The sequence below is a fragment of the Paenibacillus kobensis NBRC 15729 genome, from assembly GCF_004000825.1.
Classification (GTDB): domain Bacteria; phylum Bacillota; class Bacilli; order Paenibacillales; family Paenibacillaceae; genus Paenibacillus_T; species Paenibacillus_T kobensis.
On record NZ_BILZ01000005.1, the window covers coordinates 109,339 to 122,873 of the forward strand.

Here is a 13,535-nt window from a genome sequence, read left to right on the forward strand (position 1 = left end):
AAGCCCGGCATATAGTGTTAGGGCATCAAGTCAGGCGCTTACATGGCTTTGCGCAATTTTCGCGAAATTGAGGTGGGAGAATGCCAAATGGCAGTGTGGCTTATTTCTCGGCGGAGTTCGGACTTGACGAATCTTTACCCATTTACTCCGGCGGCCTTGGCATATTAGCAGGCGATCATATCAAGGCAGCCGCTGACCTGAATATTCCGCTTACGGGCGTAGGCTTATTTTATAAGAAAGGTTATTTCCAACAGCACATTAACGAGCATGGCACGCAGCAACAGCTTTATCCCGATGTCGATCTGGAGGCCAGCATCTACCCCGTTCGGCTTGTGATGGATGCTGAAGAACGGCCTGTCGTCATTGAAGTGTCGATAGGCGGAAGACAAGTGTATGCGAAGGCATGGTCCGTTCAGGTCGGCTCCGTTACGGTTTACCTGCTTAGTACGGACGTTGAAGGAAATAGCGATGATGACCGGCGGTTGACCGATACCCTCTATCCAGGCAATCAGGATGTTCGTATCAGCCAAGAGATGATTCTCGGCATCGGCGGGGCAAGGCTGCTCGAAGCGCTCGGCATTCAGCCGGACGTCTGGCATATGAATGAAGGGCATTCCGCTTTCTTGGCATTCGAGCGCATCCGCAAGCTGTCTGCCGAAGGCGTACCGTTCGAGACGGCACTCGAAGCCGTCAAAGCAAGCACGGTCTTTACGACGCACACCCCCGTTCCTGCCGGGCACGACGTCTTCTCGATCGAGATGATGGACCGGTATTTCGGCGGCTACTATTGGCAGCTCGGAACGGACAGGGATCGGATACTGTCGCTTGGCCGCCTGGACGGCGCTTTTAACATGACGCGGCTTGCAGTCAGTACCTCGTCGAAAGTGAACGGTGTGAGCAAGCTGCATGGCGAGGTGACCCGTGAGCTGTTCCACCAGTGGATGCCGCATATCCCGATTCAAGACATTCCCGTCGATTCGGTTACGAATGGGGTCCACATCGGGACGTGGCTTGCAGACGGGATGAAAAATCTGTTCGACCGCCACCTCCCGTCCGACTGGGCTGTACGCACGGAAGAGGCGGACGTATGGGATGCGGTTCAGGATATCCCCGCCATTGAACTATGGAAAGTGCATCAGCACGCGAAGTCGGAGATGATAGAAGAGTTAGGCCTGCCGCTTGCCTTGTCCGGCGAAGGGCCGTTGATCATCGGCTTTGCCAGGCGGTTCGCGACTTATAAGCGGGCACTGCTCATCTTCAGTGACCTCGAGCGGCTTGCACGTATTCTGGGCGATCCGCAGCAGCCGGTCTGCCTCATTTTCGCTGGCAAGGCGCATCCCGCGGATGAACCGGGCAAGGAACTGATCCGGAGAATCGTGGAGTTATCCCGTGAGGATCGATTCAAGGGGCGCGTATATATCGTAGAGAACTATGCGATGGATAAGGCGAAGAAGTTGGTCCAAGGCGTCGATGTGTGGCTCAATACGCCCGTGAAACCGATGGAAGCGAGCGGTACGAGCGGACAAAAGGCTGCCATGAACGGCGTGTTGAACTGCAGCGTACTCGACGGCTGGTGGGTAGAAGGCTACAATGAGCGGAACGGCTGGGCTATAGAGGGCGTCACGAACAGCGAACCGGGTTACCAAGCCCAGCAAGACAGCCATACGCTTTACCAACTGCTCGAGGAAGAGATTGTTCCGTTGTACTATAAGCAAGGAGAACGCGGAGTCCCGACGGAATGGGTGAGTAGAATGAAGGAGTCCATCTGCTCGATCGCTCCCGTGTTCAACACCCACAGGATGGTAAGCGATTACTGGCACCAAATCTATGTCCCTGCGGCTGCAAGGGGAACGCGGTTCATCGCAGACAACCTGGAGGTCGCGTCCAAAGTGGCTGCTTACAAGCAATTCATCCGCAACAACTGGTCAGATGTCCATGTGCGGAAAGTCGACATCTTAGAGAACTCTAGCAGCCGGATTGGGTTGAACAAGACCACCTTCATCGCAGAGATTGATCTCGGCGCGATCTGGCACAAGGACGTTCGCGTGGAAGCCGTCGGCTCCGACGGCCGCCGCGGCATCTGGAAGGCGAAGCTGGAGCCGGTTCAGCAGGCAGCTAAAGGATTGTACATCTATGAGGGCATTTCATGCGACATTCCCATCAATATCCGTGATGCGAACGTGAACGTACGGGTCACGCCGATCAGCCCTGATTTCGCCAATGATTTCGAGATGGAGCTGGCTGCTTGGGGGTAGGGATAGTCCCTCCCGCTAATATGAACAGTTGAACATATCCCCTTGCGGACAACAGTGAGAACGAGTTCATGTCCGAATGAATTCGACGCCGTTGACCGAAGGGGATATTAGGATGCCGCCACGATTTAAGACCGAATCAATGGGAGCACCGCAATCAGCGAGTCTAACGCTTTCGTTTCTTCCCTTTTTATTTCCTCAAGCAAATGTACGATTTTGGGTATAACCCTTTTATCATTAGTAAGTTGACCCTTAATATGGAGCATTAATAATTGGTCGCTCATTCTTTCGATAGACGTGTATTGTTCTTGAATGACAGTCAAATCAAGTCCTTCTTGCTTCGCTAGCAGCTTTAACCGGAGAGACATCATTCTCTTATGTTCGGCTAATAGGTATGAGTTTTTAAGGAGGAGCATGATGTCCTTTTCCATCGCAAGGGTGAAGTGGCTGATTAACAAATCGTAAATATCCAGACCAAACACAGTTTCGCATTCGGTATCATAATCGCGGGGATAATGATGCACTGTATTGATGGACTGCCTATAATCCGAAATGGCATTTGTTAATAATAAGACGTCGGCAGCATGCTTCTTATGATTATTTTTTATTAAAAACACTTTGGAAAGGTATTCGACCTGCCTGTTCTGTTCAAGAACCTTCCCCATATGATTATAGGATTGTGCGAGATCTACAAAAGGAACGTCATGACTGGACAACTTATTGTTCTGATTGTATCCCGCCACATAAAAAACAGAATCCTCTTTGCTATATCCATGTACCATGATCCCGTGCCCAAAGTTTCTTGTCTTATAAGCAATACTAAATGAAAGGTAGATCTCATCGACATGCAAAAAAACGCAATAACCCTCTTCCAGCTTCGATATGACAAAGTCCGTTATTTCATCCGTAACATCAGCCCTATAGCACTGAAGACTTGATTCCTCGAACATGGAAAAAGTTAAGAAACTGTTCTCACAATAATCGAGCACCGCGACCTCATTGTTATAGTTATCTGCTTTCAAGTTAATAAAATGGTCTATGATGAATGTCTCATATTGGGCCGGATCAGATAAAATCGAGAGCGGATACGAGTATTGCGGAAGCGAATCAATAATCGGGGGAGTTAACAAATGCGTAACCACATGATACCTCCTGCTATTGTGGATTTAATAGAGCATTCCTTTGTGCAAACGCCATCAGATTGTTTCCTTGTTAGATTGAGGTAGGTAATACTTCGATGGGGAATGATGGAAATCCTTGTTAGTTTTATGGGAGAGTGAGAAGTATTAATGAGGTCGCTTGGGGGGAAGGAGAATCGTGTTCGTGTAGAAACGACTGCGGCTGCAAGATCGGGGAGCCTGATGGAAATGTCCGTCATCCGCACCGATTGCAGCCGCATTGTACATAGATGTGAGGGCTAGTTGAGCAATTCTGTCTGTTTCCCGTCTTCATAGTAGATTTCCGCTTGTTCTACGATAACCGATATTTTCTTGCTGCCTTCATCATCCAGCCAATATTGCTTCATCGTTACTCCGCTGCCGCCCTCGAAATCCGGCGCTCCGAACGTCTTGTCCAATTCGGCAACCGCTTGAACGAAGTCATACTCCGCAACGATTTGTTTCACTTCATTCAGCGTCATTCTTCTGGCATCGGCAGGCAATTGCTTCGTGAGCTCTTTCAGCCCTCTTTTATATGCGCCAAAATTCGCTTCGCCTTTCTTCTGCAAATTCATATAGGCATTCTTCTTGTCAGCCGGCAGCTAATCGATCTCCTTCTTCGTCTTATCTGAGTCAACGAATGAACCATCCGTAACATCTACCGTCGGACCCGTCTTCGCTTCTGCCGATGGGGAATACGTTTTCCCGTGTTTCGGATATTCGTCTTTTAATAGCTTGTCCAATTGGACCTTCTCTTCCTTGATCAGCTCTGCATTCTTAGAAGCACTCAACACATTAATATCCAGATTCGAGCCAAAAGCTGCATAAGCGGAAGTTGCGGCTACTATAATGGCTGCGATGGGAACGATGACCATCAATTTAGACTTCGAAATGTTCAAACTATCCACTCCCTTTCCATTCATGGAGTCCATGGCTGCAGGCTCTTATTGCGGTTGACTTGTTAATGTGTAATCCGCCAATGTCTTATTATAATTGAATATCTTCGTATACAAGGTTTCACCAGCGTTAACCCACACGGTTATACTAATATTTCCCGCATTCGCATCCGTTGCAAGGGCTGTACTGCTGTCACCGATATAGAACGCGGCATCCATATCTACATTGCTCGTACTTGTAATTTTATAATAACGGGAAGTTGGAGACGTAAAGTAGAATACATCGTAATCACTTCTAAAATCGAATCGTCCTGCAATGGATCTATCGGATGGCATTGCGGAAGACGTTACACGCTGTTCCCCTGCTGCATCGGCGAAATAGAATGGAATCTGGCTGGTTGATAACAATTTGCCGTTCGCATCTCTTGCGTCGTCCCCGTGAGGATAATCGGTAACCGCATGCTTGGTGATGAGCAGAAACTTCTTGCTTCCGCCCGCGTAGATGCCTTGATTCGCCTTCGCATTCATATTGCTGTTCGTCAATGGAACTTGATCATCGATGGACAGATTCGTCACGGGAGAATATCCCGGTTTATGCGACCAAGTACCGTTGCTGTGCTGCATATAATAATGATAATCCGTATTGCCGGTAACTAGAGCGATAAGCCGCTTCGACCCTGTGAACTGTTCCACGATTCCGTTCGCGGGCACCGTATATTCCGTGATCGAATACCCGTATCGACTAGCATCGTAGCCCATATTCGCAACAATATTGTTGATCGAGGTTGCAGGTGAGTTTAATACCACATTCGATTTGATCGAACCGGCGTTGGCCGTAACTCTGAATTCGCCTGGTTGTTGTTTGTAAGGGCTGGATAAGCTCCCGATTCGGTAGAACTGCGTCGCATATCCATAACAATTCATTCTGTATTGCAAGAAATCCGTCCAGTTGCTTGAAGTCGTCGTACCGCTAGATACACTGAAATTAGGATCGTTAACGTTGTCGGGCAGGTACTCGGAGTAATAGCGGTCTCTCGTAACATCCGCTGCTAGAGCAGCGTTAACAGGAATGGCCAATGATAGAATTCCGAGCAATAGCAATGCTTTCTTCATGACTGACTTGTACATTCCGGCCAGACTCCTTCAGCAAGTAATCTCATGTTGCAGGGATTGCGTCTTCTTCACAACCAAACCATCTCAGAATAATGAATTTCCCCTTGCAATTAACACCTCTGTCACAAAATTCATATGTAACGTAGATTCAAGATTAATCGATCAAAAAGTTAAATGCTTTTGCAAAAGCATCAAGGTCATCAATTATAAACAGATCACTACTCCAATTACCTGGCCACACAGCATACAACGTCGTGGTTTTATTATTCACCCTATGATAGGCTTCCAGAAGCTTCGTCCTATCCGACTTATTTTTATGATAAACTTGCGACACATTACCGTTTTTATCTACCTCAAAATAACAAACTGTACTTACAGTATACGGAAAGTTGCCTGTTTCTTTAGCACTTCTCATGAATAAAACTCCTCTATACTATAATTTATAGAACAGAAGCAGTCTTACGCTTACGTAAATCTAATATGGATATATTTATATATAGTTGTATCGTATCGGTATAGACATGATTTCTAATAAATTGCTTTGTTTTTTCAATCTCACTATCAGTAAAGCATGCAATTAAATAAAATGCGTTTTTATACTTAGTAGACAGCATATAATCTGTCAGTTGCTTTTCATATCCCTTTTTCAAATATGAACTACTTGCTCTTTTAATTTCAATTAATACTTTTTCATCTTCATTTTTATTTCTATACAGTTTAAAATCTACTTTACCATTCCCTAATAAAGCTTCTCTAGTAATATCAATTTCTTCATTATAAAAATACGCATCCATAATATTCTCTAGAATTAATTGTATTCGATCCTCTAAAACTGGCGTATTATTTTCCCAAAATAATTTATATAAATTGCTATAATTTAATCTGTGTTCAATATAATCAAGCATTGTAGAGACTTCACCTGAAAGCGTCATATGGCTGGTTCTATATTCATTCTGAATATCTAATGGTAAAATGTTGTAATAAAAGTCAATATTGATACCTAGAAGATCTTCAAATTTAGTATTACCAAGCTTGCGTCTATTATATAATTTATCAATTAATAAAAAGTCGGTATCTTCGAATAAATCATCTGAATAATAAAAAAGATTATAGTAATTATCCTTATGCTCTTCCAAAGACATATCATTATATTCGTTAAAGTCTAATTGACTAGCTTCCTTAATTAATGAATGACATTTATCATCAAAATAAATATTATTAAATTCCTCCATATCCTCTTTCATATTTGCTAAATACTCAATAAAACTATACAAAGCTAACTCGTGAAATGCACTCATCTCGTGATAAAACTTATCTTCTGTCCATCTATATAATTCCTCAAAGATTTTGATGCATTTATGATATTGTTCTCTGAATAAATATTTAGGTAGTATTAATTCAAGTTTATCTCCAATCTCTTCGTCTTCATCTCCATTGAAAATCTCCGTTTCTAAAAAATGATGAACAATATAGTTATAAACCTCTAAACGATTGTTATTAAATAATATCATTTTAGCCCCCCTTAATTAACCAAACACACATCTATGTATGCACTAGATGTGAAAAGCCTGTAATGATAAAATTATAGACTACTGTAAATCAAACACAAAAGTCCCAATGGCCGCATTTACAGCTATGAACATCAAAAAATATATTAACTCTTTTAGCGAGGTGTGCAGCTATACTTAATTATGGTGAGGAACTAGTATATTGGTATTTAAGATTTAATGGATTCTTTATTATAGACAACTTTGTGCTTCATTCATCTCAACTCAACGAAGATAGAACTTCAGATTCAGATCTTCTCGGCATTAGACTTCCGCATGTGTACGAGGAAGTTGGAGGACAGCCATCTGACTGGGACGAAACTAACATTTTTAAGTATCTGGATAAGAATAGCCGTATCGCGGTTATTTGCGAAGTCAAGACTGGAAGCTTCTCACCAAACCGGATTTTTAATCAAAATCATATCGAAAAGGCTTTGGCTCGGTTTGGAATTACCAATAATCTCACAGACTATGTAACACAGATTCAAAATAATCCAGTGACACAGGTCGAGGACTTTCTTGTAGCTAAAGTATTATTTTCAAGAAGAAAAGAACCCCCCCGTAATGATTGCCTTCATATTAAGCTGGTTGATGCGAACAAGTTTATTAAGCGAAGGTTAAGAAAATACATAGACCGAAAATTCAATGATAGGATGTTCTTCCCTTCATCTCTCTTACAGTATCTAGCCTGGGAAGAATCGAAGAAGTCTCAAAGGGACTAGCTGCATCTGCTTCAGCATCTTAGCTCTCTAAATTTACTATTACCCCAAACAATTTAGTGCTCTCGATACACAGATTAAAAAAGCGGCAAACCCAGTCAGGTTTGCCGCCTTTTAATGAACCTATCAATTTACTTCCCGCCCTGCTTCTCCGCAATCGCATTCCCCGCTTTAGAAATCTCATTATAAGCCGCTTCAATCGACTTCTGCCCGAACATCACGGCATCCATCGTTTTCTTGTAGTTGTCCACCCACTCCGTCCAGCCTGCTGCAGCCGGGTAGAACGGCAGCGCCTTATCCAGCGCCGTATCGTACAACGCTTTGCCGAGCTTATCCTTCGGCTGCAAGGTAGGCTCGAGCGCTGTGTAGATCTCGTCGTAGATCGGGATGCCGAAGTTCAGGCCGTACGTTTCGCCGGCTTCCTTCTCCGTCACGAACCATTTGATGAAGGCTTTCGCCTCTTCCTTATGCTTGGAATCGGTGCTTACGCTCAGGAAGATGGTCGGCTGTGCCCATCCGCCTCCTGCAGGTCCGACCGGAATGTTGACGACGTCTACTTTCCCCGGCAATAACTGCTCCAACGCGCCCACCGATCCGACTGTCGCACCGCGCGTCATGACTTTGCCGCTTGCCATAGGGTCCGCTTGCGGATCGTTCTCCTTGAATGCGCTGACCATGTCCGCAGGAGGAACGATTTTTTCTTTCCTGAAATCCGCATAGATGCCGTAGTACTTCATGAACAGCTCTTTGTCCAGATTAAACTTCTTGCCGTCCTCTTGAATGATTGGACCTTTGCCGTTCGCCGTCTGATAGTACTGATAGAAGTCCCACGTGTCCGAATCGCTGATCGGATAGACGTCTGCCGGAAGCTTGGCGCGAGCATTTCTCGCAAAGTTGAAATAGTCGTCCCACGTCCAATCTTTCTTCGGCAGCTCGATGCCGGCAGCCGTGAGCGCTTCCTTATTGAACGCTATGCCTTGCGCATTGCGGCTGATCGGAATGCCGTACAGCTTGCCGTCTATTTTCAAATTCTCCAACACCTTATCGTCAATGACGCCGGTGAGATCGATATCGGATAGATCCTCCAAGGTGCCTCTAGTCGCATATTCTTGAATATACGCCCCGTCCATATGAAGGACATCCGGCATCGAATGGGATGCGGCCAATGTCGGAAGCTTCTTCCAATAATCGTCCCATGCCATGTATTCAGGCGAGAACGTAATCGATGGGTTCTTACTCGTATACACTTCCTGGGTTTTCAGCATCGCCTGATGCCGGATATCCGATCCTTGCCACATGATTTTGAGCTTCACCGCAGCAGCTTTGGAATTGCTCTTGCCGCTATCGGTCGAAGTACTCGAAGTGCTCGACTCTTCCTTGTCCGAACCGCCGCTGCCGCAAGCCGTCAATGCTACCATCGCCGCAAGCATCAATACCGTAAATCCTTTGGTAAGACTCTTTGTTTGCTTCATTCTCTTGTCCCCTTTACCTTATATTTGGAGGCTGGAATTGCCATGTTGTTATCCTTTTAATCCGGTCGTTGCGATTCCCTCGACGAAATGCTTCTGGGCGAAGAAGAACAATATTGTGGACGGCACAACCGAGAGCAGCGACATTGCGAGCAGCCTGCCCCATTGGATTTCGAACTGATCCACGTACATGCGCAAAGCCAGACCGACCGTAAATTTGCTGACCGAGTTCAAGTACAGCATTTGCGCGAAGAAGTCGTCCCAGCTCCAGATGAACGTGAAGATCGCTACGGTCACCAATGCGGGCTTGATTAGGGGCAAGACGATCCGGAAGAAAATGCCGTATACGGACGCTCCGTCGATCTTCGCCGCTTCATCTAGCTCCCGTGGGATGCCCCGAATGAATTGTACGAGCAAGAAGATGAAGAAGGCGCCGCCGCCGAAGAAATGCGGGAGAACTAAAGGAATGTAGCTGTCCATCAGGTGCAGCTTATTGTAGAGAATATACTGCGGAACGATGGTCACCTGCCCCGGCAGCATCATCGTCAGCAATAGAATCGAGAACCACATCCCGCGAAGCTTGAATTTCAGACGGGCAAAGCCGTATGCGACGATCGCGCTAGTGAGAACGCCGCCCAGCACGTTCCAGAATTCCATCGTGAGCGTATTGAGGAAGAACCGTCCGAAAGTGAATTCCGGCGAGAACTGCCAGCCCTTGGAGAAGTTCTCCCACATTGGTGTGGAAGGCCAGATGGCAGGCGAGCTCATCTCGGCCGTCGTCTTAAGCGAAGCGCCCACCCACCAGATGACCGGATACAGCATGAGGAGGGAGAACACAATGAGCAGCATATGGTTAGCGACGGGATTTTTGTTAAGCGATTTGTTCACTTGGACTTCCCTCCATCGGTCTCGTAGAATACCCAGTAGCGCGATACGAGGAAGTTAATGGCCGTCATAAGCGCTACGATAACGAGAAGAATCCAGGCGAGCGCGGACGCGTACCCCATCTGATAATGCTTGAACGCCTTATCGTAGAGGAACAACGCATACATATAGGTCGAGTTGATCGGACCGCCCTGCGTAATGATGAAGGCGGAGGTGAACATTTGGAAGGAACCGATAATGCCGAGCACCAAGTTGAAGAACATAACCGGCGATAGCATCGGAAGCGTAATGTGAAAGAACTTTCGCACCTTCGAAGCGCCGTCGACCGACGCCGATTCATACAGCTCGTTAGGAATCTGCTTCAGACCGGCCAGGAAGATGACCATCGTAGAGCCGAATTGCCACGTATTGAGCAGAATCAGCGTACCGAGCGAGGTATGAGGATTCGTAATCCATCCCATGCCCTCGATGCCGAACCATTCCAGCACGTGATTGAAATACCCATTCCGATTGAACATATTGCGCCACAGCGCGGATACCGCGATGCTCCCGCCAATGAGAGAAGGGAAGTAGATGGCCGTCCGGTACAGATTCATGCCCTTCACATTCTTGTTCAACAGAATCGCAACCATCAAGGAGAAGAACAGCTTAAGCGGGACGGAGAACAACACGAACATAAAGGTGACCTTGAGCGATGTCCGGAATTCGTTATCGTTCGTGAAGATGTTGACGTAATTGTCGGTTCCGGTCCAGATCGGCGCTTCGAGCAGCGAATACTCCGTAAAGGATAAATAAAACGACTGGATGATCGGCCATGCCGTCAGCAGCAGAAAACCGAGCAGCCAAGGCGATATGAATAGGTAGCCTGCCAGATTGTTCTCGTTCGCGCCTCTGAGCTTCTTCATCAACCGCGGCTTCGTTGCCGCAGGCTTATACACGGCTTCAGCCTTCATTTCACGTTTGTCCCCCCTCGCAGCATCTATATGGCTCATTTTATTGAAATCGCTTACACGTGTACATGCGGGAGAATTTAGAAATGGTTTGTTTTTTTACGGTCTTGATGCACTGTCTATTTGGCGCAACCCCTACCTATGTAGTAAAAAAGTAGCTTGTTGACATCCAATAATTAGCCTTACGGATAGTTTCGACTGCCTGGTCCATTAACGTACAATTAGGAAGAGATGGAATTATCCAACTAGTGGAGGGGTTTTTTACGAATGACAAGCAGAAAAATACTGCCTTTGGCCGAACCTTGTATTTACTCTTATTCTTCACATGCAACTGCCCTAGCTATTTTATCCAGTAATGAGGATTACTTGCCCTGGTTCCACAGTAACTACATTCAACTTTGCGGTCTCAAGGACTATAGAGTGGGTTATGATTTGCCTTTGGATTTCTATATGGGTCCGCGCAAAGATTCTAATTACTATGTCAATACCAACTGGTTAACGTTCCTGAGCACGGAAAGGCAAATAGTGGAAAGCACCTGCGGAGATATTATTAAATATGTCATAGCGTGCATTGACCAGAATCATTATGTAGCCTTGCATCTGGATGAGTTTTATATGGAAGACCGTTGGGCTTATCAAAGCACCAAATGGGATCATGAGAATTTAATCTATGGCTACGACCTGGAGAGACAAATTTTCCTCATCGCCGGTTTTAAGGGAACCAATCGTAAGTTTGAAGCATCTGAAATCCGTTTTGAAGCATTTAAAGAAGCCTACGATCAATGTGACGCCCAGAATCTTAACAGCTGGAGAAGTCAGATTATGTTGATCCGTAAAGTGGACAAAGCCGTCGATCCTTTCAAAGGAAACTATGTCTTTGATCTCGACTTGGTGATTGAATCCATAGAGGAATATCTGGAATCCAGAGATGCCTCTAAGAAATTTAGTATGTTCCAGAATCGTCTAGCTCATTTCGTTTTTGGTTTGGACGTTTACCAATCGATCATAACGAATTTGCCCGACTTCTCGAATGACTATAGACCGCTGCATGTGCTGCTAGAGCATAAAAGCTGTATGGTGGAGAGGATCCAATACTTGAGAAACAACGGGTATCTGGCTGAAGAGGATTATACTTATTTACATGAATCTTATCGTGCGATGGTTCACACCTGCATGGTCATGAGGAATACGCAGTTAAAATACATGTTTTCACGGGAGCGAGCGGCAGACCACCGCCTGCTTGACCGCATCATCACAGAGCTGGACCAGCTCGCTGTGTTCGAGCAAGAAGTTCTGGGGCATATGCTGGTTGTTCTGAAACAATCTCAAGGCAGGCAGGCCCATATGGAGAAAACCACCGTTGAAGTGCGTTCTTAACGCTTCGACGGTGGTCGGTGGAGAATGCCGTTAGTTAATTGGCCCGTTGTAGATAAAAAGCTATGCAGCCGCAGCATGCATAGCTTCGTTCTATTGAACCGCTATCCCGTCCAAGCTCCCGGCAGACGCCTTCTGTTCCGCCGCGGCGGCCTCCATCAACCCTTTGATATACCCTACGCCATATAGACGTCCGAGCGTCTCGTACCCGGGGTTCGTATTGTCTTCCCCTTTCATGGTCGGCACATGGTCGGGTCTTGCCGGACCGTCGAATCCGACCTCGACATACACTTTCATCGCCTCATACATGTCCGTCTTCCCGTCATCATGGAACGTCTCTTGGAATTTCTCCGGCGTTCCGACAACGTCGCGGAAATGCACGAAAAACAACTTGTTCTGACTCGCAAAATGGCGGATGACATCCGGAATAGGCTCGCCTGCTGTCGCAAGCGTACCCTGGCAAAGGGTAATGCCGCTGTATTCACTCGGTACGAGATCGATCGCGCGCTGCAGCGCATCTGCGTTGCGAAGAATGCGCGATACGCCGCGAATCGGGCTTATCGGAGGATCGTCGGGATGCAGAGCGAGTCTGACCTTCGCCTTCTCGGCAATCGGCACAATTCTCTCCAAGTAATAACGCATATTGTCCCACAATTGATCTTCCGTCACGATGCCTGCTTCCGTAAGCGGCGCGTTCTGCATTAAGGCATGATCGTAGCTGGACACGAGCGCTCCGCCCCTCGTGCGCGTCGTCGTCGACGTGCGGAACCAATTGAATTGCGCCATGAAGTTATAGCATAAGACCGGAATGCCGAGCGCGCCCATATTCGAGACGAGCTCCCCCATCCATTCAATCTCTTCGTCGCGTCCCGGCAGACCTAGCTTGATCTTATTCGTCGGCGGCGCCGATTCGACGACTTGCAGTTCGATCCCATGATCCTCGTAGCGCTGCTTCATATGAAGCAAATTCATATAATCCCAAGACTTCATGCCGTTCTCTTCTCTCGGCAGCGGACCGACGGCATAATCGACGCCCATCTGCTTCGCGAGATGCCATAGCTGGTTCGGATGCGAAGTGAAAAACTCAGCTAGTTTCATGACAGAACACGCTCCTTGATCGTCGTTAATAACCCCCGCAATTGTTTAATTGGTATCGTTCATTTCGATGTGATT

Annotated in this window: 12 protein-coding genes; 2 read left to right on the forward strand and 10 right to left on the reverse strand. The window is 46.6% G+C overall.

The features are described 5' to 3' along the window. The first annotated feature begins 80 nt into the window (after window positions 1-80). The gene (gene glgP, locus PKO01S_RS05215; RefSeq protein ID WP_127530255.1) at window positions 81-2,255 is read left to right on the forward strand and encodes an alpha-glucan family phosphorylase; all 2,175 of its coding nucleotides are present in this window, start codon (window positions 81-83) and stop codon (window positions 2,253-2,255) included. 125 nt (window positions 2,256-2,380) lie between these two features. Here the strand turns inward: glgP and PKO01S_RS05220 are convergent, their stop codons facing one another. The 9 genes from PKO01S_RS05220 to PKO01S_RS05260 all read right to left on the reverse strand — a co-directional run bounded on the left by PKO01S_RS05220 (window position 2,381) and on the right by PKO01S_RS05260 (window position 10,991). Continuing rightward, complete coding sequence (locus PKO01S_RS05220; protein WP_127530256.1) at window positions 2,381-3,394, reverse strand: cysteine peptidase family C39 domain-containing protein; 1,014 nt, start codon at window positions 3,392-3,394, stop codon at window positions 2,381-2,383. Window positions 3,395-3,669: 275 nt separating this feature from the next. Further along, window positions 3,670-3,984, reverse strand: a complete 315-nt coding sequence (locus tag PKO01S_RS05225; protein WP_127530257.1) for a hypothetical protein — start codon at window positions 3,982-3,984, stop codon at window positions 3,670-3,672. A 27-nt stretch (window positions 3,985-4,011) separates the two neighbouring features. Then, window positions 4,012-4,308: a hypothetical protein gene (locus tag PKO01S_RS05230; protein ID WP_127530258.1), complete on the reverse strand. Its 297-nt coding sequence runs from the start codon at window positions 4,306-4,308 to the stop codon at window positions 4,012-4,014. A 45-nt stretch (window positions 4,309-4,353) separates the two neighbouring features. After that, window positions 4,354-5,433: a hypothetical protein gene (locus PKO01S_RS05235; protein WP_127530259.1), complete on the reverse strand. Its 1,080-nt coding sequence runs from the start codon at window positions 5,431-5,433 to the stop codon at window positions 4,354-4,356. Window positions 5,434-5,572: 139 nt separating this feature from the next. Continuing rightward, on the reverse strand, window positions 5,573-5,833 hold the full coding sequence (locus PKO01S_RS05240; RefSeq protein ID WP_127530260.1) for a hypothetical protein: 261 nt from the start codon (window positions 5,831-5,833) through the stop codon (window positions 5,573-5,575). A 25-nt stretch (window positions 5,834-5,858) separates the two neighbouring features. Continuing rightward, window positions 5,859-6,929, reverse strand: coding sequence for a hypothetical protein (locus PKO01S_RS05245; protein ID WP_127530261.1), 1,071 nt, complete (start codon window positions 6,927-6,929; stop codon window positions 5,859-5,861). 886 nt (window positions 6,930-7,815) lie between these two features. Further along, window positions 7,816-9,156, reverse strand: a complete 1,341-nt coding sequence (locus PKO01S_RS05250) for an ABC transporter substrate-binding protein (RefSeq protein ID WP_127530262.1) — start codon at window positions 9,154-9,156, stop codon at window positions 7,816-7,818. 48 nt (window positions 9,157-9,204) lie between these two features. Continuing rightward, window positions 9,205-10,002: a carbohydrate ABC transporter permease gene (locus PKO01S_RS05255; protein ID WP_127530338.1), complete on the reverse strand. Its 798-nt coding sequence runs from the start codon at window positions 10,000-10,002 to the stop codon at window positions 9,205-9,207. Between the two features lie 35 nt (window positions 10,003-10,037). Continuing rightward, on the reverse strand, window positions 10,038-10,991 hold the full coding sequence (locus tag PKO01S_RS05260) for a carbohydrate ABC transporter permease (protein ID WP_127530263.1): 954 nt from the start codon (window positions 10,989-10,991) through the stop codon (window positions 10,038-10,040). Between the two features lie 264 nt (window positions 10,992-11,255). Between PKO01S_RS05260 and PKO01S_RS05265 the strand changes: the two genes are divergently transcribed. Beyond that, window positions 11,256-12,365 carry a cysteine peptidase family C39 domain-containing protein gene (locus PKO01S_RS05265; RefSeq protein ID WP_127530264.1) on the forward strand — a complete coding sequence of 370 codons (1,110 nt, stop codon included), beginning with the start codon at window positions 11,256-11,258 and terminating at the stop codon, window positions 12,363-12,365. Between the two features lie 90 nt (window positions 12,366-12,455). Here the strand turns inward: PKO01S_RS05265 and PKO01S_RS05270 are convergent, their stop codons facing one another. Beyond that, window positions 12,456-13,460 carry a mannonate dehydratase gene (locus tag PKO01S_RS05270; RefSeq protein WP_127530265.1) on the reverse strand — a complete coding sequence of 335 codons (1,005 nt, stop codon included), beginning with the start codon at window positions 13,458-13,460 and terminating at the stop codon, window positions 12,456-12,458. Between the last annotated feature and the right edge of the window lie 75 nt (window positions 13,461-13,535).